22 protein-coding genes are annotated in these 22,731 nt (G+C 42.7%); 11 read left to right on the top strand and 11 right to left on the bottom strand.

Annotated elements, in window-relative coordinates; translation table 11 throughout:
- Positions 1-3 precede the first annotated feature (3 nt).
- From FTU06_RS11765 to FTU06_RS11735, 7 genes are all read left to right on the top strand, one after another.
- Positions 4-1,206: a PLP-dependent transferase gene (locus tag FTU06_RS11765; protein ID WP_180146810.1), complete on the top strand. Its 1,203-nt coding sequence runs from the start codon at positions 4-6 to the stop codon at positions 1,204-1,206.
- A 14-nt stretch (positions 1,207-1,220) separates the two neighbouring features.
- Positions 1,221-2,804: a helicase HerA-like domain-containing protein gene (locus FTU06_RS11760; protein ID WP_180146807.1), complete on the top strand. Its 1,584-nt coding sequence runs from the start codon at positions 1,221-1,223 to the stop codon at positions 2,802-2,804.
- A 150-nt stretch (positions 2,805-2,954) separates the two neighbouring features.
- A complete protein-coding gene (gene hmpA, locus FTU06_RS11755) occupies positions 2,955-4,163 on the top strand; it encodes an NO-inducible flavohemoprotein (protein WP_078192460.1) in 1,209 nt (402 codons plus the stop codon).
- Positions 4,164-4,249: 86 nt separating this feature from the next.
- Positions 4,250-4,693, top strand: coding sequence for an Rrf2 family transcriptional regulator (locus FTU06_RS11750; RefSeq protein ID WP_180146804.1), 444 nt, complete (start codon positions 4,250-4,252; stop codon positions 4,691-4,693).
- 85 nt (positions 4,694-4,778) lie between these two features.
- Positions 4,779-5,639 (top strand): ribosome biogenesis GTP-binding protein YihA/YsxC, encoded by an 861-nt coding sequence (gene yihA / locus FTU06_RS11745; protein WP_180010522.1) that lies wholly within the window; start codon positions 4,779-4,781, stop codon positions 5,637-5,639.
- A gap of 157 nt (positions 5,640-5,796) precedes the next feature.
- Complete coding sequence (locus FTU06_RS11740; protein WP_180146801.1) at positions 5,797-6,741, top strand: metal-dependent hydrolase; 945 nt, start codon at positions 5,797-5,799, stop codon at positions 6,739-6,741.
- Positions 6,742-6,961: 220 nt separating this feature from the next.
- Entirely contained in the window at positions 6,962-7,387 is a 426-nt protein-coding gene (locus tag FTU06_RS11735) for a VOC family protein (protein WP_168379113.1), read from the top strand.
- On the opposite strand, the gene FTU06_RS11730 is transcribed toward FTU06_RS11735, so the two are convergent.
- Both FTU06_RS11730 and FTU06_RS11725 read right to left on the bottom strand, forming a co-directional pair.
- A complete protein-coding gene (locus tag FTU06_RS11730) occupies positions 7,384-8,643 on the bottom strand; it encodes a dicarboxylate/amino acid:cation symporter (protein WP_171525930.1) in 1,260 nt (419 codons plus the stop codon). The genes FTU06_RS11735 and FTU06_RS11730 overlap by 4 nt on opposite strands.
- 249 nt (positions 8,644-8,892) lie before the next feature.
- A complete protein-coding gene (locus FTU06_RS11725) occupies positions 8,893-9,765 on the bottom strand; it encodes an acyl-CoA thioesterase II (RefSeq protein WP_180026061.1) in 873 nt (290 codons plus the stop codon).
- 287 nt (positions 9,766-10,052) lie between these two features.
- On the opposite strand from FTU06_RS11725, the gene plsB reads away from it, so the two are divergent.
- A complete protein-coding gene (plsB, locus tag FTU06_RS11720) occupies positions 10,053-12,626 on the top strand; it encodes a glycerol-3-phosphate 1-O-acyltransferase PlsB (RefSeq protein ID WP_180008451.1) in 2,574 nt (857 codons plus the stop codon).
- A gap of 87 nt (positions 12,627-12,713) precedes the next feature.
- On the opposite strand, the gene FTU06_RS11715 is transcribed toward plsB, so the two are convergent.
- Both FTU06_RS11715 and FTU06_RS11710 read right to left on the bottom strand, forming a co-directional pair.
- The gene (locus FTU06_RS11715) at positions 12,714-13,310 is read right to left on the bottom strand and encodes a methyltransferase domain-containing protein (RefSeq protein ID WP_180146798.1); all 597 of its coding nucleotides are present in this window, start codon (positions 13,308-13,310) and stop codon (positions 12,714-12,716) included.
- Between the two features lie 150 nt (positions 13,311-13,460).
- Positions 13,461-14,240: an NAD-dependent epimerase/dehydratase family protein gene (locus tag FTU06_RS11710; protein WP_180021597.1), complete on the bottom strand. Its 780-nt coding sequence runs from the start codon at positions 14,238-14,240 to the stop codon at positions 13,461-13,463.
- A 59-nt stretch (positions 14,241-14,299) separates the two neighbouring features.
- On the opposite strand from FTU06_RS11710, the gene recG reads away from it, so the two are divergent.
- The gene (gene recG, locus FTU06_RS11705; RefSeq protein ID WP_180003443.1) at positions 14,300-16,345 is read left to right on the top strand and encodes an ATP-dependent DNA helicase RecG; all 2,046 of its coding nucleotides are present in this window, start codon (positions 14,300-14,302) and stop codon (positions 16,343-16,345) included.
- A gap of 146 nt (positions 16,346-16,491) precedes the next feature.
- A complete protein-coding gene (locus tag FTU06_RS11700; protein WP_180026062.1) occupies positions 16,492-17,124 on the top strand; it encodes a ComF family protein in 633 nt (210 codons plus the stop codon).
- A gap of 46 nt (positions 17,125-17,170) precedes the next feature.
- On the opposite strand, the gene FTU06_RS11695 is transcribed toward FTU06_RS11700, so the two are convergent.
- Together FTU06_RS11695 and FTU06_RS11690 are read right to left on the bottom strand one after the other, a co-directional pair.
- A complete protein-coding gene (locus tag FTU06_RS11695; RefSeq protein WP_180059170.1) occupies positions 17,171-17,578 on the bottom strand; it encodes an NUDIX domain-containing protein in 408 nt (135 codons plus the stop codon).
- Positions 17,578-18,183: a TIGR00730 family Rossman fold protein gene (locus FTU06_RS11690; RefSeq protein WP_180073425.1), complete on the bottom strand. Its 606-nt coding sequence runs from the start codon at positions 18,181-18,183 to the stop codon at positions 17,578-17,580. Before FTU06_RS11690 ends, FTU06_RS11695 begins: the two co-directional genes overlap by 1 nt.
- A 155-nt stretch (positions 18,184-18,338) precedes the next feature.
- Here FTU06_RS11690 and FTU06_RS11685 point away from each other — a divergent pair, with 155 nt between their 5' ends.
- Positions 18,339-19,352 (top strand): CorA family divalent cation transporter, encoded by a 1,014-nt coding sequence (locus FTU06_RS11685; RefSeq protein WP_078189297.1) that lies wholly within the window; start codon positions 18,339-18,341, stop codon positions 19,350-19,352.
- Between the two features lie 80 nt (positions 19,353-19,432).
- On the opposite strand, the gene FTU06_RS11680 is transcribed toward FTU06_RS11685, so the two are convergent.
- Genes FTU06_RS11680 through FTU06_RS11660 form a run of 5 tightly spaced genes read right to left on the bottom strand, consistent with a single transcriptional unit; the run spans position 19,433 to position 22,660 of the window.
- Complete coding sequence (locus FTU06_RS11680) at positions 19,433-19,720, bottom strand: STAS domain-containing protein (protein ID WP_180003434.1); 288 nt, start codon at positions 19,718-19,720, stop codon at positions 19,433-19,435.
- A gap of 12 nt (positions 19,721-19,732) precedes the next feature.
- Positions 19,733-20,368 carry an ABC transporter substrate-binding protein gene (locus tag FTU06_RS11675; protein ID WP_180003433.1) on the bottom strand — a complete coding sequence of 212 codons (636 nt, stop codon included), beginning with the start codon at positions 20,366-20,368 and terminating at the stop codon, positions 19,733-19,735.
- A 17-nt stretch (positions 20,369-20,385) separates the two neighbouring features.
- Positions 20,386-21,066, bottom strand: a complete 681-nt coding sequence (locus FTU06_RS11670; RefSeq protein WP_168379104.1) for an outer membrane lipid asymmetry maintenance protein MlaD — start codon at positions 21,064-21,066, stop codon at positions 20,386-20,388.
- Complete coding sequence (gene mlaE, locus FTU06_RS11665) at positions 21,066-21,845, bottom strand: lipid asymmetry maintenance ABC transporter permease subunit MlaE (protein ID WP_180146795.1); 780 nt, start codon at positions 21,843-21,845, stop codon at positions 21,066-21,068. Before mlaE ends, FTU06_RS11670 begins: the two co-directional genes overlap by 1 nt.
- Positions 21,842-22,660 carry an ABC transporter ATP-binding protein gene (locus tag FTU06_RS11660; protein ID WP_180146792.1) on the bottom strand — a complete coding sequence of 273 codons (819 nt, stop codon included), beginning with the start codon at positions 22,658-22,660 and terminating at the stop codon, positions 21,842-21,844. The genes mlaE and FTU06_RS11660 overlap by 4 nt, the downstream gene beginning before the upstream one ends.
- Between the last annotated feature and the right edge of the window lie 71 nt (positions 22,661-22,731).

The raw sequence follows: 22,731 nt of genomic DNA, 5'->3' as shown, positions 1-22,731 counted from the left end.
CACGTGAAAAAGAATCCTCAAACCGAACTCATTCATGCACCAAGAAAGGCACCGCAATACATCAATAGTGTTCAACCTCCCCTGTTTCGTGCATCCACTATAATTTTCGAAAATACAGATGCGCTATTTAATCGCCATTGGACTGATGATTATGACTATAGCTATGGAACACATGGCACACCCACTACATTTACCCTAGGCGATCAGATTGCTCAGATTGAAGGTGGCTTGTATCACTTACTCGCACCAAGCGGTTTATCTGCAATTAATTTGGTCAATTCATGTTTTTTAAGTCAAGGGGATGAAGTGTGGGTCGCAGATAATATCTATGGCCCAAATATGGACCATTTACGCAATTTAGAAACCCGCTATAGCATCGTGATCAAGGTTTATAACCCTATTGATGTCGATTCATTTAGCCCTTCAGCGCAAGCCAAGCTTATCTGGTTAGAAGCGGCGGGTTCTGTCACTTTAGAGTTTCCAGATTTAGTCGGCTTGGTCAAAAAAGCTCAAGCGCAGAACATTCTCACTGCACTGGACAATACGTGGGGCGCAGGACTTGCCTTTAATGCTTTTGATTTTAGTGCTGAGCACCTGGGTGTCGATATCAGTGTGCATGCCTTGACCAAATACCCAAGTGGCGGCGGGGATATTTTGATGGGTTCGGTAATTACACGAGATAAAAAGCTTCATCACAAACTGTTTCGTGCGCACGCCATTCAAGGCATTAGCATCTCTGGTGATGATGCCGCGCAAATACAACGCAGTCTGGCTTCTATGCGCCTGCGCTATGAACACCAGTCACAAAGTGCTTTAACTTTATTAAATTGGCTAAAACAACAGCCAGCCTTTGTACAGGTTTTACATCCTGCTGATGAAGCTTCCGCAGGACATCAGTATTGGAAAGAAATTTGTACAGAACAACACAGTGCCGGTTTGGTCAGCGTGATATTTAATGAAAAATATAGTTTGCAAGATGTACGCCGCTTTTGCGATGCGCTGAAACTCTTTAAGCTCGGTTTTAGCTGGGGTGGCCCAGTCAGTTTAGTCATGCTATATAACTTAAAAGATATGCGTGTACTCGAACATTCACATATTCAAACCGGCTTACTGGTTCGCTTTTGTATAGGACTAGAACATCCTGCAGATTTAATACAAGATATAGAAAACGCACTACAACATTTAAATAAACAACAACTCGAATAAATACAGGAACATCTATGGGTACACCAATTATTATTGGCAAAAAGACACAAGACACCACACAAGATGTGGTGCTTCATTCACAATTTGCAAACCGCCATGGTTTGATTGCTGGGGCTACAGGTACTGGTAAGACGGTGACGTTGAAGGTGTTGGCAGAAAGTTTTTCTCGGCTGGGTGTACCCGTATTTTTAGCCGATGCCAAAGGGGATGTTTCTAGCCTTGCTAAAGCAGGTGAAAACAATCCTAAATTTGACGAACGAATTAAAAGTTTAAATATCGAGAGCATTCCTTTTGCAGCCTCCCCTGTGGTGTTTTGGGATTTGTTCGGTGAACAAGGACATCCCATTCGCACCACCATTTCTGAAATTGGCCCACTGCTCCTTGCCCGAATTCTCAACTTAAATGACACGCAAGAAGGTGTGTTATCTGCGGTCTTTCGTATTGCCGATGATCAGGGCTTATTGCTCATCGACTTTAAAGACTTAAAAGCCATGATCAGCTACGTCAGTGAACATGCATCCGAATTTAAAAATGAATATGGCAATTTATCACCTGCAAGCTTAGGTGCAATTCAACGTAATTTGCTCGCATTAGCCGATCAAGGCGGTGACAAGTTCTTTGGTGAGCCTGCACTCAATATTATGGATTTCATTCAAACGGATGCGCAAGGTCGTGGCAACATCAACCTGCTCGCCGCCGACAAGTTAATGAATACCCCTAAGCTCTATGCAACCTTTTTACTTTGGATGCTGTCAGAACTGTTTGAACAATTGCCCGAAGTTGGAGATATGGATAAACCCAAACTGGTGTTCTTCTTTGATGAAGCGCATTTATTGTTTGATAACGCCAGCCCTGCTTTACAAGAAAAGATTGAACAAGTGGTTCGTCTGATTCGCTCTAAAGGGGTCGGCATTTACTTTGTAACGCAAAATCCACTTGACCTACCTGAGAGTGTTTTAGGACAACTGGGTAACCGTGTTCAACATGCGCTACGTGCATTTACCCCCAAAGATCAGAAAGCTGTTAAGACGGCAGCAGATACTTTCCGAGCCAATCCTGCGTTTAAAGTCGATCAAGTGATTACGGAACTGGCTGTAGGTGAAGCACTGATCAGCTGTCTAGATGAACAAGGCACACCTCAAATTGTTGAACGTGCTTGGGTGATGCCACCCTACTCTTCATTTAGCCCAATTGCTGTAGAAGAACGCAAAGCTCTGATGGCAAATAGCGTTGTCGCAGGTGTGTATGACACCGAAGCAGATCGTGAAAGTGCCTATGAACTTTTACAAAATAAAGTGGCGGAGCGCCAACAACAAGCCGTCCAAGCGGAACAAGATAAAATAGAAGCCAAAGAACAAGAAGCGTTGGCCAAACAACAAGCCAAAGAAGCAGATGCATTCGCTAAACAGCAAGCGCGTGAACAAGAACGCCTTGCACGCGAACAACAAAAAGACGCTGAGCGCTCAGCCAAACAACGTGAAAAACTGATTCAAGACACTGTAGGAACTTTTGCAAAAAGTGCAGCACGCAGCTTGGGTGGGTCGACAGGTCAGAAAATTATCCGTGGCCTCTTAGGTTCTATCTTCGGCAAGAAATAATCTAAAAGCCCAATTAAAAAGTACAAATTTATGGAATCTTTTTATATTCCATAATTTTTTTATGGTTTTTACTAAAACATGTATTGCGCGGATGTATTTAAAAATGTATTTTAAATACATCTTATAAATAACAGCCATGAGAGATCAGCTATGACTCCGCAGCAAATTGACCTAGTAAAAGCAACTGTTCCTGTTCTACGTGAAAATGGTGTCGCGCTGACTGGTTACTTCTATAATCGTATGTTGGGCAATAACCCTGACCTCAAAGAAACCTTTAACATGGGACATCAGCGCAGCGGTGCTCAGGCACAAGCCTTGGCGGGTGCTGTATTGGCTTATGCTGAAAATATTGAGGACCCATCTGTACTTTTACCAGTTGTAGAATTAATTGCGCATAAACATGTGAGTCTTAACATTCAAGCGCCAGACTATAATATTGTCGGCGAAAATTTGCTGCACTCGATCAGTGAAGTATTAAGCATTTCAATGGAAGATCCACTGATTGCAGCTTGGGCAGCAGCATATGGACAATTGGCAGACTTGTTTATCAGCACTGAAAAAGCGATTTATGAGCAACATCAGCAAACTAAAGGCAGTTGGTTAGGTTGGCGTAATTTCAAAATCGCGAAAAAAGTGGCTGAAAGTGATGAAATCACCTCATTCTACCTTGAGCCTTCTGATGGTGGTGATTTACCAAAATATGAAGCAGGTCAGTACATCTCTGTACGTGTATTGGTCGATGAGCTGGGTCTAAAACAACCACGTCAATATACACTGTCTACCAGCCCACAAGACAACTACTTACGTATCTCTGTAAAACGTGAAGATCAGAAAGGTGACTTGGTTCCAGGTTGGGTATCAAATACACTGCATGGCTTGGAGATCGGTTCAGAAATCGAAGTGTCTGCACCAACAGGTAATTTCTTCCTGATTGATTCACAAAAACGCAATGTCTTTATCAGTGGTGGTGTAGGTCTAACACCAATGATTGCGATGCTGAATCAGTTGGTGACTTTAGACATGCCACAACCTGTAACCTTTATCCATGCCTGCCGTAGCAAACAAGTGCATGCAATGCATAAACACATTCAGGATTTAGAAGCAAAATACCCACGTCTTAGCACCTTTACAGCGTATGAGTTCCCTCATGCTAATGATAAGTTAGGTGAAGATTATGATGCTGCTGGTCGTCTAGACTTAGGCAGCATGGATACTGCACTGTTACCGATCAATGCGGATTATTACCTTTGCGGTCCAATGCCATTTATGGCTGAACAACAGAAAGCTTTAATTGCTCGTGGTATTCCTGCTAGCAATATTCACAGCGAAGCTTTCGGCACTGGTGGTGTAAAACACTAACTAAGCTATTCACCTGAAATACAAAGGGTTAGTTTAGTTATGCTAGACTAGCCCTTATTTATTTCTCTCAGACTCACAGTATTATCATGCAACTCAATAAATTCACCGATTATGCATTACGCATTTTGCTCTATATCGCACGCCCTCGTGATGTGCCTTATAACATTGCTGAAATTGCAGAAGACCTGCATGTTTCGCGTAATCACTTGGTGAAAATTGTGCATTTTATGGCAAAACAAAACTGGTTAATCACCAGCCGCGGCAAAGGTGGCGGTATTCGTCTAAACCCTGAAGCACTTGAGGCTCAGCTCGGTCAAATCGTACGGATTTTGCAAGGTAATCACCAGATTGTTGAATGCAATGACCCACCCTGCGTACTGCGCAGTCATTGTGGTTTAAAAAGCATTTTAGACCAAGCTTTAGAACAGTTTTATCAAAGTCTCGATCAGTACAAACTTGCCGATGTCTTGCAACCAAGCAGCGCATCTAAATTTACAACACAATCTCCGATTCAAATGATCAATCTCTAATTTCACTTTGCCTGCGACAAAATTCGCTTGCCTGCCCGACTTCCTTTATAATGCGTGTTGTTAAATCAGTTATTGAAGTTGGGTTATGCATCAGCACAGAGGAAAATCACGAAACAGTAAAGCGGCCAATGCGCCGAAGCAAAAGATTACTTATGAGAAAAAAGTAGACTCTGCGATTACTGAATATGCTGTGCGCTCGCTCAACTGGCTACGCAAAGCTGAGTTCTTAATGAGTGCGCCTAAACTCAACCTCTGCGTTGAAGATACCGGCTATGAAATTGCCTTTGCTGGCCGCTCAAATGCAGGGAAGTCGAGTGCCATTAATGCGCTCACCAACCAAAAGCAATTGGCTCGTGCGTCGAAAAAACCGGGTCGTACCCAAATGATCAACTTTTTCAGTTTAGGAAATCCTGATCAGCGTTTGGTCGACTTACCGGGTTATGGCTATGCCGCTGTACCTGAAGCGATGAAAATCGTGTGGCAAAAAGAGTTAGAAAACTATCTGATACACCGTGAAAGTTTACAAGGTCTTGTGCTGTTGATGGATATCCGTCATCCACTACAACACTTTGACGTCATGATGTTGGAATGGGCACATTCTCGTAAATTGTTCGTGCACGTACTGCTCACCAAATCAGATAAATTAAACCGTGGCCCAGCCTCTAAAGCACTACAAGAAGTGAAAGCAGCATTGAAAAAAATGAAGCTGAACTTCTCTATCCAATTGTTCTCATCATTGAATAAACAAGGTTTAGAAGAGTTAGCGAGTGTCATGGCGGGTCGTCTTAACTTCACTCTAGAACAATCGACAGAGTTTGATCTTGATAGCATTCCTGAAGCATCGGAAGATGATATTGAAATCGATGCAGATGCGGAAGCATTCGATGACGTCGACACTACATCTGAAGATTTACCCCAAGCTGAAGGCAAAAATTCAGACCACTAATCCAGTAATTTTAAAGTCAGCGCAAGGATGATTGTCTGACAAAAAGTATCATCTGAAGATAATGAAATGTCCTGTATTGCTAATCACAATGCAGGATTTTTTTTGGATACTGAATACATCAGATGTGTACTCGATCACATAAAAACAAGGATAGGTCATGAAATTACTCTCCCGCTTGAGAAACACAAAACTTGGATCATCAATCGAATATAAAATTAAGCCACGTAAAGTGAAATTTGAGTGGCAAGATACTCAAGTTGACTGGGTACCCAACCAACCTTTTGTCAGCTATTTTATTAATGAAATTAATATGATCTTACCGGCAGGTGAGTTTTGGTTTTGCCGTCTGTATAACAAAGTATTGCCACAAATTAGAGATGAAAAACTAGCAGAGGACGTTAAAGCATTTATCCGCCAAGAAGCCATGCATGCTCAGGCGCATAACTCTGCCAATAAAGAATATCTGTCTCAGCGCAATATCAGTATTCAACGCAACCTCGAAATCATGGACTTTCTCTTTGGCAAACTGCTTGCGGACCAACCTTTAGGGCTCAGCGTACCCAAAGCCTTGGATCATCAATGGGATCTCTTTCGTTTAGGGGTGATTGCAACGGTTGAGCACATGACCTGTGTACTAGGCAAATATGCTTTATACAACAAAGAGTGGGAACACCTCGGTGCCGATCCGAATATGCTCGATCTAGTAAAATGGCATGGTGCAGAAGAAATAGAACATCGTACCGTGGCTTTTGATTTGTATCGTCATCTCGGTGGGGGCTATATTTCTCGCTATTATCAAAGTGTGATCGTGATTGCTGCCGTACTTGGTCTATGGGTCGATGGTGCAGCACATATCATGCAGCAAGACTCGCGCTATGCATCGATTAAACCTGCTGTATATAAACCGTGGATTTGGCGTGAATGGGCGCGTATCGCGCAAAAAGACAATCGCTTATTGCCACATCCACTTTGGTTAGTGTCGCAGCAATTGGGGTATTTAATGCCTTGGTACGATCCTGTACATGAAGCAAAAACTGAAGATGCGATTGCCTATCTCGACAACTCTCCTGCTGCAAAACGCGCCGCACTGAAAGTTGCTTAAACACCATTTAAAATTTGTATTAAGCAGGGTTCGCCCTGCTTTTTTTGTGCTCACATCCATTACGCTCCATTTTTTTACTGAGCAATCAACACACTCAAGATGGATAGGCTCATAAGTTCGATGTTTAAAGTACAGTTATTCCAAGTTCCCTATTCTCTTTAAAATGCATTTATACTCAGCCTTATCCTAAAATAAAAATACACCGTTCAGGAGCATCTCCATGCACGCTCACATCTCCGTTATTACACTGGCTGTGAAAGATTTACACGCTGCATTCGCGTTTTATCAGGAGGGTTTAGGTCTAAATAGCACAGGGATTATTGGGACTGAATTTGAACATGGCGCTGTGGCATTTTTTGATTTACAACACGGTTTAAAGCTCGCACTCTGGCCGCAAGATAGCCTGAGTCATGACACCGGAATCAGTACATCTGCGTTTTGTCCAACTCAAATGTCTCTCGGACATAACGTCAACAGTACCGCAGCCGTCGATCAAATCATGCAACAAGCCCAACGCGCTGGTGCAAAACCAATTAAGCCAGCACAGCCCACGTTTTACGGTGGTTATGCAGGCTATTTTCAAGACTTAGATGGGCATCTGTGGGAGATCGTCTACAACCCACATTTTAGCTCTTTATCTGCTTAATTCGACAACGCTGGTTCATCTACATCTCGCGTATGACGATCCACCACCACACTAATCATCATATCACCCTGTACGTTCACCACAGTCCGTACCGTATCCAATAGACGATCGATCGGCAGCAATATCGCAATGGCTTCTGCAGGAAGCCCAACCGATTGTAAAACCATAATCATTGTCACCATTCCAGCACTTGGAATGCCCGGTGCGCCGAGTGACGCAATCATGGCGGTTGCACAGACAATTAACTGCTGTCCCAAGGTTAAATCTAAGCCCATCAAGTTAGCAATAAATAACGCAGCAGCAGCTTCATACAACGCTGTACCATCCATATTTAACTGTGTGCCCAATGGAATCACAAAACCTGCTGTTTGAGGACGTACGCCTAAATTTTCCTGCGCACATTTCATCGACAGTGGCATCGTTGCTGAACTTGAACTGGTTGCAAAAGCAGTGATTAAGGCAGCTCGTGTTCCTCTAAAAAATGTCAGTGGACTCATTTTCCCAAAAATCCAAAGCAGCAGAGGTAACACCACTGCCCCATGGAAAATCGTCGTGCCCGTGACCACCGCAGCAAACTCCGCGAGGCGACTCAACACCGAAATATCTTCTGTAGCAATCAATTTAGCCAATAATGCAAAAATACCAATCGGTGCAAGCTTCATCACCCAGCCGATGATCATCATCATGATGTCAAAAAATTGCTGACTCAGCTTTCTCACGCTTCGGAACTTTTCACCGCCTTTGACCAAGGCCACACCTAGAAATAGTGAAAACACCACGACTGCGAGTACATTGCCATCACTAAAGGCTTTAAACGGATTGATCAGTGTATTTTGAATAAAATTGGTAAAGAATGAACCTGCTGTAAGGGTGTCAGGGCTCTGATGTTGTTGCATTGCATCTTGGAACATGACGATGTCCACGCCCTGCCCAACTTTAAAAATATGCGCACATGCTAGACCCAAGATCAGTGCCAAAGTTGTGGTGGTGACGCAGCACGCTAAGGTAATTTTCCACGTTCGACTCAGCTGACCACCCGCTTGTAAATTCGATACCCCCACCACAATCGAACTAAAGATCAGCGGAACCAAGATCATTTTCAGCAAGCCAATAAAAATACTACTGGCAATCCCCAAGCCATACAGGCTGGCGGATAAAAACTGCGTCTCTGGAAACTGAATTAATAAAAACCCAAATGCCACACCCAATATTGCGGCAATTAAAATCTGCGTATTTAAGCTCATTGTGCCTTGCATTAATCATCCTTTATTCAGGCACTATGCCATGCGACCCACCGGGAATCGAGGAATTTTTTGTCACATGTACTGCTACAATTCTGCAAAGCATGAATTCAGCTCCATTCAACTTGTACAGTACCCCTAACTAGATAACTCCATTCCGCAAGTAGCTTCATATCAAAAATTGACGGATATAAAAAACCGAATCAGAAGATTCGGTTTTTTCAGTATTTCAACATGCACGACTTAACACATAGTGCTCAAAGCTTATTGGGTTTCAATTTCACGTAAACGAATCAAGCCTTCTTGTGTCGTACTACAGACCAACTCACCGTTTTGCCACATGCGACCGAAATTTAGACCACGTGAACTGGCACTGACCGTGGCATCCATGTCATAAAGCATCCACTCATCCACACGGAATGGCTTATGGAAATACATGGCATGATCAATACTCGCACACTGCAAACTAGGTGATAAATAACTTAAACCATGTGGACGTAGTGCAGTCGTCATCAGCGTAAAGTCTGAATAGAATGCCGCAATAGCCTGATGTAAAGAGATGTCATCAACATCGGCAGCAATCGTGTCATGGGTACGAATATAGTGTGCATACGATGGCGCAGCAGGCTGCGGTTGGTACGGGTTTTGTGGATCAATCGGGCGAATTTCTACATGGCGGTCGCGCATAAAAGATGCACGGACGTTTTCAGGAACAAACTCCACCATCATTCGTTTTAGCTCAGCTTCAGATTTTAAATCCTCAACGGCTGGATATTCTGGCTCTGCAACTTGGTAGTTCAACCCTTCTTCTTGCTCTGCAAATGACACCATACACATGAAAATGGTTTTACCATGTTGAATCGCACGGACCTGACGACTCACAAAACTGCGTCCATCGCGAATACGATCCACTTCATAAATGATCGGTGCATTGATATCACCACCGAATAAGAAATAGGCATGCAAGGAATGAGCAGGTCGATCTGTGGTATAAGATGCCGCACGTAGCGCCTGACCTAAAACCTGTCCACCAAAGACACGTTTCCCGACCAAATTTCGGCTTTGCCCACGAAAAATATTTTCTTCTAATTTTTCAAGACTGAGTAAATCAACCAACTCTTGTGTTAAGGCATTCATAACAAACCTATCTATCATTCGGGATTAAGCTAACGCAGGCAACATCAACAGATGTTTAAATATATTTTCCATTTTGCCATAAATCCAGACTAAAACCCTAAAGATTCGCTGACTGATCTGTCACCTTACTGATGCAATATAACTGCTAAAAATACGTTTTTTAACGATAAAATCTTACAATATCTATGCAATTTGTCAGAAAATGACATACAGTTTTTAAGTACAATTACGCAGAATAGATTCCCCTCAGAATCTCTGTGGTTTGGTCATGAAAAGTAGGAGTTTGTATGTCCAAGAGCGGCTTTGGTCAGATGTATCGAAAGCTTTCGAGTAAACTGCTTGACCTTGTGGTAACACCGCATGTTTTAGGTGAAGTCCCTGTAGAACCTGTAGTGACTGAAACCGATACAGATACCGGCGTACAGACAACGAAAATTACCTGCTACGTTCTGCAAAATCATTCACGGAGTAATGCTTTAATTGTCGATGGTGAAACCCGTCGTTTAAAGCTACACCCTGCACTCGACCCAATGACAGTGGGTACGCAAACAGAAAAAGCCTCTGTGGTGTTTTTACAACATCATGATGAAGACAATTTACTCAATCCACCGCCACATGCCTTTCCACCTCGTTTATTACGTTTAATTGAGGTTTTGGAAAAAAATCCTGATGCGGATGTTGAGCTCGTTCCTGTAACCGTGCTGTGGGGCCGTGAACCCGATAAAGAAGATTCTTGGTTTAAATTATTATTTACCGATACATGGTCTACACCAAGCAAAGTGAAGCAGCTGGTCAATATTGGTTTGCACGGTCGTCAATCCTACCTTGAATTCCATGAGCCACAGTCTTTGCGTCGTTTGGTTGAATATGCCAAAACTACACATCCAAACTTGTCACCTGCGACTTATATTGTCAGCACACTGAATGATTATTTAGATGCACAGCGTGAAGTAGTTTTGGGGCCGGATTTATCTGACCGTCGTAATGTGATGCACGGCCTGATCAAATCTACGGATGTGCAAGATGCGATTCGTCGTGAAAGCATTCGCAGTAAAATCAGCATGGTTGAAGCTGAACGTCGTGCGATTGGTTATTTAAATGAAATCGTTTCTGACTATTCTGCATCAACAGTACGTTTTGCTGACTTAGCCCTGACTCGCCTATGGACACAGCTTTATGATGGCGTCGAAGTACATAACTTCAGTACCGTTCGTGAACTAGCCAAAGACTACGAGATCATTTACACCCCATGTCATCGTAGCCATATCGACTATTTATTATTGTCTTATGTGATCTATAAACGTGGCTTGATGGTGCCGTACATTGCTGCGGGCGATAACTTAAACATGCCATTTGTCGGGCAAATTTTACGTGGCGGCGGCGCGTTCTTTATTCGTCGTTCATTCCGTGGCAATGGTCTCTACACCACCGTATTTAAAGAATACCTCTACAGTATTTTGGCGCGTAATACGCCGCTTGAATACTTCATCGAAGGGGGTCGTTCACGTACTGGTCGTTTATTACCACCGAAGACCGGCATGCTCGCCATGACTGTCCATGGTCATTTACGTAATCCAGCCAAACCGATCGTGTTCTTACCGACCTATATTGGTTATGAGCGTTTAATGGAAGGTGCGACCTACGTTGGCGAAATGAATGGTAAGCCGAAAGAGGGCGAATCGATCATCGGGATTATGAAAACTCTGCGTAAGATCGAACGTATTTTCGGTAAAGTGCATTTGAACTTTGGTGAGCCGGTTTTCCTTGATGATATGTTGAAACAGCATAATGCAAGCAACATCAAAATCGAGAAAAATGACGACCCAATTCCGCCAGAAGTTTCGGATGCCATTAACAGTTCTGCACACGTGATTTTAGAAAATATTAACCGTGCAGCAGTGGTGAACCCAGTTTCATTGCTTTCACTGATTTTATTGGCAACATCTAAACATACTTTAGATGAAGAGATTTGCATTAAGCAGTTAGATACCTATCGTGATCTTTTAACTGCCTTACCTTACGATGAGCGCATGCAAGTGACACCGCTATCGGGTAAAGAAATCATTGCTTATGGCTTGAAACTCAAGCTGATTAAACGTGTTAATCATGTCCTTGGCGATATTATTGCCATTGCTGATAATCAAGCGGTGCTGTTAACCTACTTCCGTAACAACATCCTGCACGCATTTATTTTGCCATCACTCATTGCCGCTTTGGTTGAACATAATGGTTCTATTCGCCGTGGTGATTTGATTAATGTCATTCGTACACTCTATCCATTCTTAAAAGCTGAGTTATTCCTCAAGTGGAATGATGAAGAGCTTAAAGATCAGATCTGTGCGTATGCAGAAGTACTGATCAAAGCCAAGCTAATTTCTGAAGATGCAGAAGGCAACCTGATCTCCCCTGCGCCTAACTCAGAGCAGCACAATCAGTTAGTGGTCTTAGCTGCACCTGTGATGCAAAGTCTTGAGCGTTACTACATGACTTTGGCTTTAATCACACAACGTGGTTCGGGCAATATCTCGACGCGTCAGGTTGAAGAACTCAGCCACTTGGTTGGTCAACGTCTGTCTGTGTTATATGAATTTAACTCGCCAGAGTTCTTTGATAAGGCATTGTTCCAAAGCTTTATTAAAGTCTTAACACAACAAGGTTATATCAGTACCAATGAAAACAACGCCATTGTGTTTGATGAAAATTTCCAAAATGTTGCGCAATATGCCAACCTCGTTTTGGATGATGTGACCCTGCAAATGTTGCAGCACATTACAACCTTTAGTGATGAAGAGTTAAAAGAAGCACTAGATAAAGTTGCTGCGGAACAAGCTAAAAAGCGCTTGAAACGTAAGAAAAAATAAACGGTTCTGATTTTTTTCACTATAAAAGCAAAAGAATTTGAGCAAAATTAGGGACAAGTTGTAAAAAGCTTGTCTCTATTTTTTGGACTATACAAAAGTATTTAATATTTTCTTTTTTAAAATTAAGGTATGTACATTCCAAAATTTTGGATTTCCATTGGCTAGCGGTTTATTGCCTTTAAATTCATCGATATAAATAATATCAAAGTCCGCATCAAACAATTGTTTAAGCTCTTCCTGTTCAAAACCTATAAATTTTCCAGAAAAATTATTTACCCAATCATCATCTTTCCCTAACAGTTGTATGAGTAAAATGCCTTGCTCACTTAAGGATTCCTGCATTTTCTTTAAAACACTTTCAAGCGAATCCGTAGAACAAAAAAATAAACTGAATAAAGCAATAATTAAACTAGCTTTAGGAAAGCTATAGTCTTCAAAGGCATGATTAGAAAATAAAAAATTCTTATTGTCTTTAAATTTAATTAGACAGATATTTTTAGCTTCAACAGTTGGATCAAATGCATATACTTTAAAATTATGACGGAGTAGAAATGATGATTCATTTCCTGCACCACAACCACAATCAATCGAGATCTTTGGTAAATTTTCAAAATAACTCAAAGCTTTTTCCAAAATCGGTCTATGGGGTAGATTCTGAGTAAGTTCAGCAAATGATTTTGTCATTATTTAATTTTTATCCTTTGAGATCCATCCGAAAATTTGAACAATACATGTTGTAAAAGACCTATCTTATTCATTTATAGAATTTCTTTTAATACTCACAAAGCTGCTCTGAATTTTATACGTCACGCCAATTTTACATACACATCACAATCAATCGTGCGCTAACTTAAAACCACTCTCCATCATCCGCGTTGCATAAATCTTTTTACCTGTTTCTACTTCACTCTCTAAAACCAATTCGGGTAAATGCATAGCTCTTTGCAATTCCAAGATTCGCTCATGCAAAGGTTGAGGTTGGTTATTAGTACAAATATATGATTTTTCAGGATGTTCCACGTGAAGTAGATGACACAGAAATTTTGCCAAATCATCGATATGTATTCGATTTGACCAATGAATATTGGGATAGCGATGAGTCGTTTCTGCCAGTTTCTGCATTCGTGTTGTCGATGTGCCATAAATCCCAGAGGGACGTACGATCACGCATTCGTTAGGAAATGCTTGTGTGTAGCGATGCTCCATTTCCAGTAACAACATGCCCTGCTCATCGATCGGATGTGGCACAGTGTCATCATCAATCCGCTCCCCCGCATGTTCACCATAGACACGAGTGGAAGACACCACGATTAAACGTTGTATTGGATGATGTGCTAATGCTTGAACAATCGGCTGTACAGAATCGACATAAGTGTGTCGGTAAGCATCCACAGCATTGAGTTGAGCATGACGTGCAGGAGCCAAAAGAACATAGACTACATCAATCGGTTGAACCTGCGACAAATCCAGTTGGTGAACATCTTGGATTAAATGTTCTGCAAAATCATCCTCTTTCGCACTACGACTCACTGTGGTAATTTGGTGACCTTGCTGAAATAATTGTTTAGCAACACGTTGCGATGTTTTACCATAACCGATAAATAGAATATGCATCAAACGACCTATTCTCAGAACTGATCCATTTAGATCATATAAACCGAAGTTGAGGGGACATGGCTGCCGTCCATCAATTGCAAGGGGTTGGCAATGCCGCCGCTGCTTTACTTGAAAAACTAAATATTTTCACGACAGATGATCTTTTGTTTCATCTGCCACGCGACTATGAAGATCGTAGCACGATCATCCCCATGAACCAATTAACCGTGGGCCGCAGTTATTTACTAGAAGGCACGGTCAAAAATATCGACTTCCCACCCGGTAAGCGTAAATCGATGGCCGCCCTTTTGGATGACGATTGTGGCAAAGTCACTTTACGTTTTTACCATATCTACAAAGGCATTACTGATCGGGTAAAACCGGGAAATCGTTTACGGATTTTTGGTGAAGTCCGTGTTGGTGCTCGTGGCTTAGAAATGTATCATCCTGAACTACAGGTGATTACTGAACACACGCCTTTACCTCAAACCCAACTCACTGCGATTTACCCTGCAACTGAAGGCTTAACACAGCCCAAACTGCGTGAATACGTCAAACAAGCACTACAGTTATATAGTGATGACTTACCTGAATTATTGCCAGAAAAATTCACCAATGGCTATGCCCTAAAACAAGCACTGGACTATATTCATCACCCCCCTGTCGATGCCAATATGTTGCAACTCAGCCAAGGTTCTCATCCTGCACAGCAACGTTTAATTTTCGAAGAATTGGTTGCCCATCAGGTCAGTTTGCTCAGCCGCCGTGCTTATATTCAACAAATCGAAGCACCGTCATTCTCTGCAAGTAAGAACTTCACCAAACAGCTTTTAAGTACACTACCGTTTGAAATGACCGGCGCACAAAAACGCGTGTCCAAAGAAATTGCGGTCGATCTGAAAAAGAACAAACCTATGCTGCGACTCGTACAAGGCGATGTAGGTGCAGGTAAAACCTTGGTTGCAGGCGTTGCAGCCTGTCATGCGCTTGAGGAAGGTTGGCAAGTGGCCATGATGGCGCCAACAGAAATTTTGGCCGAACAACATTATCTAAATTTCAAAAAATGGTTTGAGCCTATGGGACTGACCGTGTCCTGGCTTTCAGGCAAGCAAAAAGGTAAAGCTCGAGCTGCAGCAGAACAAAGTATTCAAGATGGTTCTGCTAATTTAGTGGTCGGCACACATGCTTTATTTCAAGACAATGTTCAATTTGCCAAATTGGGTTTAGTGATTATTGATGAGCAACACCGTTTTGGTGTCGATCAGCGTTTGGCACTTCGGAACAAAGGTCTCAATGGCATGACACCACATCAACTGGTGATGACAGCAACCCCTATTCCTCGTACCTTGGCGATGTCGGCTTATGGCGACTTAGACACCTCTGTCATTGATGAACTACCACCCGGTCGTACACCGATTCAAACGGTCACCATTCCACTGGATCGTCGTGAAGAAGTGCTACAGCGGATTGCCAGCAATTGTGCTGAAGGCAAACAAGCCTATTGGGTCTGTACCCTAGTGGAACAATCCGAAACCTTAGATGCTCAAGCCGCTGAAGCAACTTTTAATGAAATTAAAGAACGCTTCCCAGACCTCAATATTGGTCTGGTTCACGGCAAAATGAAGGCCGATGAAAAGCAAGCAGTGATGCAGCAATTTAAAAATAATGAATTGCAATTACTAATTGCAACCACCGTCATTGAAGTCGGTGTTGACGTCCCGAACGCCTCAATCATGGTGATTGAAAATGCAGAACGCCTAGGGCTTTCACAACTACATCAGCTACGTGGTCGTGTAGGGCGTGGTGCCAAAGCCAGTTTCTGTGCCTTGCTGTATAAAAATCCCTTGTCGCAAAATGGGCAAGAGCGTTTACGCATTATGCGCGAGACCAATGACGGCTTTATTATTGCTGAAAAAGATTTGGAAATTCGCGGCCCCGGTGAGCTCCTCGGCACTAAACAAACGGGCGATATGGGCTTTCGTGTAGCAAAATTAGAGCGAGATGACCATTTACTCAATCAGGCTCACTATGTGGCTCAACAAGTCCTGAATGACTATCCTGCACAGGCTCAAGCGCTTTTAAAACGATGGCTGCCGGAAGCTCCTCGATACGCCTATGTATAATAATTATTAGGATGACAGATCGATCATCCTAATTATACAGATTGGCTTGAACCAATAAGCTTGTCGAACAGGTTGCTGTGGTGTTGTGATTGCACTTCACCACGAACTGTGCAAAATACTCAAAAAAGAATGATTAGAATAAAAACATGCTCCAATCTATCCAACACTTCATCCAAAAAGGAATACAGAGCGTTTCCCCTTGCCTGCTCTGCGGTATCGATCGACAACAACATCATTCGCTTTGTACCGACTGCTGGGCACAACTGCCTTGGTTTAAACAAGCGGTTGATCGCCATGAACACAGCATCTCTTGTGCCTTTTACTATGATTTCCCTATAGATCGCATCATTCAAAGCTATAAGTATGAGCAACAATTGCACTATCAAAATTTACTGGCACAGAGCCTTTTAAGCTTGCGCTTAGCTAGGGTTCAAGCCATCGTCCCCATGCCTATTTCAGTAGAACGCCTTAAAGACCGTGGGTATAACCAAATGCTGCTCGTTGCACAGATGATGGCAAAGAAATTGCGCATCCCTGTTTGGCAACCGGTGATTCGTCAAGCACAGCACGCTCAAAAAGGTTTAAGTCGGCTAGAACGCCTAGAAAATATCGAACAACAATTTATTATCAACCCAACCGAAAAACGCCGTTTCCGTAAAGTCCTCATCATTGATGATGTGGTGACCACGGGGAGTTCAATCCATGCATTAAGTACGCTGTTACATCAGCTACATTGCACGCAGGTATATGTCGCATGCATTGCTGCGGCACAGCCTTAGTTTCTAACATCAACCACTAATAAAGAAACTGAGCAAGCGAAGCGGTTTAGCTTTCAACAAGAGATCGCGCCTGCTGCTTCACCCAAGGAATCACCACCTCACGTGTTAAAGGTGCGAGTTTTGTCTGTGTATCATCCAAGCTGACCCATTGCATCGCTGCAATTTCTGCATCAATTTTCGGTTCACCTTGCAACTGGACCAGATAGACATAACTCACCAGTAGATGATCGGCTTCGTTCGCAGCGGCCGTTTCAAAACGACCAATGAATTGTTCAATCTGCGCAGCGCAGCCAATTTCTTCCTGAATTTCACGTAGCATGGTGATTTCAGGGGCTTCATTGGGTTCTAACTTGCCACCCACTTGCATAAAGAATGCCGTGTGTTTTTTACGAACCACTAAAAGTTCATGCTGTTCATTTAGAATAATGGCTGCGGCAACAGTGATAGTTTTCATCAATCTTGTTCCAAATCGGTGATAAAGGCTGTACGTTCAACCATGCCCCATTTCGGCTCTGGCGCAGTGAAATGTTGAAACTTTTCAACAATCGTTTCAATATTATCTTCTGTAATTAAGCCTTCGATAAAACGCGGATGGGTAAAGCCTTTTTCTGCAGTTGTTTTTAGAAAATTCAATAAATCGTCATAAAAACCATCTACATTGAGAAAGGCACATGGCTTTAAATGAATGCCCAATTGAGCCCACGTCCACTGCTCAAAAATTTCCTCTAAAGTCCCTGCTCCACCTGGAATCGCCACAAAACCATCCGAGAGTTCAGACATTTTGGTTTTACGTTGTTGCATATTTTCTACCACATGCAATTCGGTTAAATCTGGATGTGCCAATTCTTTATCGACCAAGACTTTTGGAATCACCCCAATGACTTGCCCGCCTGCACGCAAAGCACTATCTGCCACAACCCCCATCAAACCTGAACGACCACCACCATAGACCAGTGTGATGCCTCGTGCCGCTAAATGACGACCGACTTTTTCAGCCACCTGTAAATAGGCAGGATTGTTACCAAGGGCGGAACCACAGAAAATTGCGATAGATTTCATTTATAATCACCATCAGATCAGGAACGCTATGCTGGAAAAATCAACTTTAAACAGATTTTTTCATAAAATAAGCATTAGAACAGTGTTTTTCAGCAAATCCTTGTCTAAAATACACCCATTCATTTTTAACTTACTGCGCAAGGGGAAAAGACAACATGCTTGAAGCCTTTTACGCCACAGAGCGCGGTAGCCTGGAAGATGTCACCATCAATGGTGACTTCGATTTACATCAGGATTTAGTCTGGCTCGATCTCATTGCCCCGTCTCAGGAAGAGCAGCAATGGATTATGGATGCCTATGATCAAAATTTACCTACATTAAAATCATTAGAAGATATTTCGTCGAGTGCACGATTCTACCGTGATGACGATGGTATTTTGCACATCAGCACCTATTTTTTAACGAAAAATAAAAATTTTCAGGTCGATGGCGAACCCGAAGAAAATGCCAGCACCTTAGCTACCGTACAAACGGTTGCCTTTATTTTGCATAAAGAACGCTTATTCACTTTACGGGGTGAAAAGCTGGTGGCTTTCCGTGCCTTTCGTGCCCGTGCGCGTCGTAATGACTATGAAATTGACTATAAAGATCCAACTTGGATTTTATTGGGTCTTTTAGAAGCCAAACTCGATGAGCTTGCGGATATCTTGGAAGATATCCACAAGGACTTAGAAAAGTATTCCACAGAAGTGCTGAATAATCGTCATCGTGAGATGATTTTAGACTTAGATGACATGATTACCCGACTTGCGCATTTAGAAGACATGCTCGGGAAAGCTCAGCTGTGTCTGATCGACTTACGTCGTGTTCTCACCTTCCTGTCACGTCCTCGCGCCTTGGGCAGTCATATTTATGATGCCGACATCCGAGAACTCAGTGAAGACGTGCGCTCTCTTGTTGAGCATGATGCCTTCTTGTTCCAAAAGGTTCGATTCTTACTAGATACCACTTCTGGGTTCATTAACACCGAACAGAACGATACGATTCGTCGATTCTCGATTTTACCAAGTATGCTTGCGCCACCAATGTTAGTGGCCAGTGTCTATGGGATGAACACCGATGTACTGCCCTTCGCACATGGTACAACCAGTTTTATCGTGGTCAGCTTAATCATCGTGGCATTCTTTATTGGCCCATTGATGTACTTCCGCTGGAAGAAATGGATTTAGTGCTTTCCTATTGCGCGGACTTGCGAGAGTTTCTTGTCCCGCTAAAATAAAAAAAGCACCTTATGGTGCTTTTTTTTTATTTAGATCAATTGCAAGTCATGCTCAAGATGACAGGCTTGAATAATCTTCATCATTTTTTCAGGGACTGCTTTAAACTGCAAACCTTGCGCTTTTGGCGTTTGGCGTAACCAACGGACCAAAACAGCTAAAGCCAAAGTGCTGCCATGTTCAAGCTCAGCAAGATTGACCACTAAGGGAAAAGCTTGCTGTTGTTGAATCAATTTCAAGCCGTCTTGATAATACAATTCGGCATTGTTGTAATCGATTTTGCCTGAAACTATCAATTCTTGTTGATGAAGTTTAATCACACATCACCTATCTTATTTTTTCTTGTCTAATGCTGCATCAGCATCAGGTTTGAAGTTCGCAATTGCTTTATCAATGTTACCGCCATTACGTTTTACAGTTGCCGCAAACTGATTACGGAATTGTAAGCCTAGGTCGATACCCGAAACGTTGATATTACGGATTTTCCATTGTGAACCTTTATCCGCCAACTGGAAAGAGACTGGAATTTTTTCACCGTTGTTATGGAAATCAATCGTTACAACAGGGTTCTTACTGTTCGACGCCTTATATGGACGCATGCTATACGTTTGGTTACTAAACTTGGCAAAAGCTGAACCATAGTTTTCGATCAGTGTTGCACGGAAGTTACGTTCAAACTGTGCACGTTGAGCCGCTGAGCTGTATTGATTCGTTGCATACGTACCCATCACGATACGTGTGAACGCTTGTGAATCGATGTACGGGTCTAAGTTTTGACGAACAATCGCTTTCACAGCCGCAGGGTTATTTTGTAGTTTTGCGTGGTCTGCTTTTAAACGTGTAATGAGGCCATCAGCCACTTTTTTTACAAATGCAGGTGGTGCTTCGCTTGGAGCAGCAAAAGCTGTACCTGCCATCATAGTTGATAAGATACTTGCTGTAAGCGTATGTTTTAACAATGTGTTCACTTAATTTCTCCTAAAAATTATTCAACAAATGCAGGTTCTTCTGCCGTTGTTGTGTCAGCAGCTTCTGTTTTTTGTTCAGTATCTGCTGTGCTGTCAGATTTGTTCCCTGCACCACCGGTCACAAATTTAGACACCAAATCTTCGATTTCCATCGTACCTTGGGTATTACCAATTTGGTCACCACGTTTTAAGAAGTTGACACCACCACCCGGTACAATTTTCAAATATTTCTCACCCAATAAACCATTGGTTGCCACCATAATGTAAGCATCTTCATCGATATTGGTGATGGATTTCATGTTAGCAATCAGTTGCTGTTCCATTTCTTTTTGTTTCGCAGGTGTTGCTGCTTCATAATCTGATGTGTAACGCAGTTCTTCGAGTGCATTCTTTTGCACTTCTTTTAATTGTTCTGCGTTATAAGAGGTTAATGAGCCATCCATAATCAGATGTGCTGTCACTAAGCGCGTCACAGGATCGAGTTTCAACGACTCCACTTGACCGACTTTGACACCGCTTAAGGTGACTTTGGCACGGGGTTTAATCCCGTTTACATTTTCAAATGTCGCGGTCAATTCATAACTGTCTTCGATGTTATTGCCGACCAAACCACTCACACGCATCGCCAAGAAGAAAATAGCGATAGCAAAAAGAATGACAAAAAAACCGACGGCCAGTTCACTCGTACGTGATTTCATTAAATACCTCCGAACATGACCGCAGTCAACACGAAATCTGATCCTAAAACACACAACGAAGAATACACGACAGTACGTGTGGTCGACGTTGCAATACCTTCTGAAGTTGGGACACAGGCATAACCCTGATAGACCGCAATCCATGTACAAATTAATGCAAAAACAAAACTTTTGATGATGGTGCCATTAAAGACGTCTTTAAAGAATTGCACACTGTTCTCGATGCCACTCCAATAAGAGCCTTGATCTGCACCCAGAAAATCAACACCCACCAATTTACCACCCATGATGCCGACCGCAGCGAAAATCACCGACAACATTGGCAAGCTAAAAATACCGGCCCAAAGTCGAGGCGAGATCACTCGTTTTAAGGGATCGACCCCGATCATTTCCATACTCGACAACTGCTCAGTGGCTTTCATCAAACCAATTTCAGCCGTTAAAGCTGAACCTGCACGACCTGCAAAGAGTAAAGCCGCAACCACAGGTGCAAGTTCACGCAGTAACGTCAGTGCAACTGCGGTGCCGAGCATCGCTTCACTACCGAAAGTCGACAGAATGCTATACATCTGCAAACCCAGTACCGAGCCAATAAATAAGCCAGATACCACAATAATCAGTAATGAAAGCACACCAACACGGTACATCTGATAAATAAACAATTTCACGCCAAGTAAAGTCGGCATGGAAAAAAGAATCTGCAGCAACATAATGGTTGCTACGCCGATTCCTCGAACACGTTCAATGACGCGTCTACCTAATGCGGCAATAGCATTCATGAACGAACCTCATGATTTAAATAGGGCTGATGACTGAATTGATAATCGACCGGACCTTCTACCGAACCCGTCAAGAACTGCTTCACAAAAGGCGAAGCATGTGCTTTTAACTGCTCAGGTGTTCCCTCGCCCTGCACTTTCCCTTCAGCCACCACATAGATGTAATCTGCAATTGATAAGGTTTCAGCTACATCATGCGAGACAATAATGGTGGTTAAATCTAAAGCTTCACGTAGCGAACGAATCAAGCGGGTTAAAACCCCCATCACAATCGGGTCTTGCCCTGCAAAGGGTTCGTCATACATGATTAACTCAGGATCGAGTGCAATTGCACGGGCCAAAGCCACACGACGATTCATACCACCTGAAAGTTCAGAAGGCATCATTTGTTCTGCACCGCGTAAACCAACAGACTCTAATTTCAACGCAACAATTTCAGCGATCAAATGCTCTGGCAACTTGGTATGCGCACGAATGGGAAAGGATACGTTTTCGTATACCGACATATCGGTAAATAATGCGCCGCTCTGAAACAACATCCCCATACGCGCACGCGCAGCGAAGAGCTCCTGACGTGACATCTGTGCAATGTCCTGCCCATCAAGCAACACTTCTCCATTATCGGGAGTCAATTGACCACCAATTAAACGGAGTAAAGTCGTTTTACCTGTACCAGATGGACCCATAATTGCAGTGATCTGACCACGACGAATTTTTAAACTGACATTGTCATAAATGACGCGCTCTCCTCGCTTAAAACTCAGGTTTTTCACTTCGATCAGTGCCTGAGTCTGAGAAGACGTTTGATTATTCATAGCTGAGGATTTTCCTGCATTTTTTCAGCATGCATACTATAAAGGATTGAAGTTTAAAATGTTACCATTGC

Source organism: Acinetobacter sp. YH12052 (assembly GCF_013419835.1).
In the GTDB taxonomy this organism is placed as follows: domain Bacteria; phylum Pseudomonadota; class Gammaproteobacteria; order Pseudomonadales; family Moraxellaceae; genus Acinetobacter; species Acinetobacter amyesii.
The sequence above is the reverse complement of the archived record's forward strand: the minus strand, read 5'-3'. Positions and strand labels throughout refer to the sequence as shown.

Coding starts and splice junctions, on each gene's coding strand:
- FTU06_RS11750 (WP_180146804.1), top strand. CDS start 4,250: ATGCAACTCAATAAATTCACCGATTATGCATTACGCATTTTGCTCTAT.
- FTU06_RS11730 (WP_171525930.1), bottom strand. CDS start 8,643: ATGCAAGGCACAATGAGCTTAAATACGCAGATTTTAATTGCCGCAATA.
- FTU06_RS11690 (WP_180073425.1), bottom strand. CDS start 18,183: ATGAAATCTATCGCAATTTTCTGTGGTTCCGCCCTTGGTAACAATCCT.
- FTU06_RS11700 (WP_180026062.1), top strand. CDS start 16,492: ATGCTCCAATCTATCCAACACTTCATCCAAAAAGGAATACAGAGCGTT.
- FTU06_RS11760 (WP_180146807.1), top strand. CDS start 1,221: ATGGGTACACCAATTATTATTGGCAAAAAGACACAAGACACCACACAA.
- FTU06_RS11725 (WP_180026061.1), bottom strand. CDS start 9,765: ATGAATGCCTTAACACAAGAGTTGGTTGATTTACTCAGTCTTGAAAAA.
- mlaE (WP_180146795.1), bottom strand. CDS start 21,845: ATGAATGCTATTGCCGCATTAGGTAGACGCGTCATTGAACGTGTTCGA.
- FTU06_RS11735 (WP_168379113.1), top strand. CDS start 6,962: ATGCACGCTCACATCTCCGTTATTACACTGGCTGTGAAAGATTTACAC.
- FTU06_RS11670 (WP_168379104.1), bottom strand. CDS start 21,066: ATGAAATCACGTACGAGTGAACTGGCCGTCGGTTTTTTTGTCATTCTT.
- FTU06_RS11740 (WP_180146801.1), top strand. CDS start 5,797: ATGAAATTACTCTCCCGCTTGAGAAACACAAAACTTGGATCATCAATC.
- plsB (WP_180008451.1), top strand. CDS start 10,053: ATGTCCAAGAGCGGCTTTGGTCAGATGTATCGAAAGCTTTCGAGTAAA.
- FTU06_RS11660 (WP_180146792.1), bottom strand. CDS start 22,660: ATGAATAATCAAACGTCTTCTCAGACTCAGGCACTGATCGAAGTGAAA.
- FTU06_RS11715 (WP_180146798.1), bottom strand. CDS start 13,310: ATGACAAAATCATTTGCTGAACTTACTCAGAATCTACCCCATAGACCG.
- hmpA (WP_078192460.1), top strand. CDS start 2,955: ATGACTCCGCAGCAAATTGACCTAGTAAAAGCAACTGTTCCTGTTCTA.
- FTU06_RS11695 (WP_180059170.1), bottom strand. CDS start 17,578: ATGAAAACTATCACTGTTGCCGCAGCCATTATTCTAAATGAACAGCAT.
- recG (WP_180003443.1), top strand. CDS start 14,300: ATGGCTGCCGTCCATCAATTGCAAGGGGTTGGCAATGCCGCCGCTGCT.
- FTU06_RS11710 (WP_180021597.1), bottom strand. CDS start 14,240: ATGCATATTCTATTTATCGGTTATGGTAAAACATCGCAACGTGTTGCT.
- FTU06_RS11685 (WP_078189297.1), top strand. CDS start 18,339: ATGCTTGAAGCCTTTTACGCCACAGAGCGCGGTAGCCTGGAAGATGTC.
- yihA (WP_180010522.1), top strand. CDS start 4,779: ATGCATCAGCACAGAGGAAAATCACGAAACAGTAAAGCGGCCAATGCG.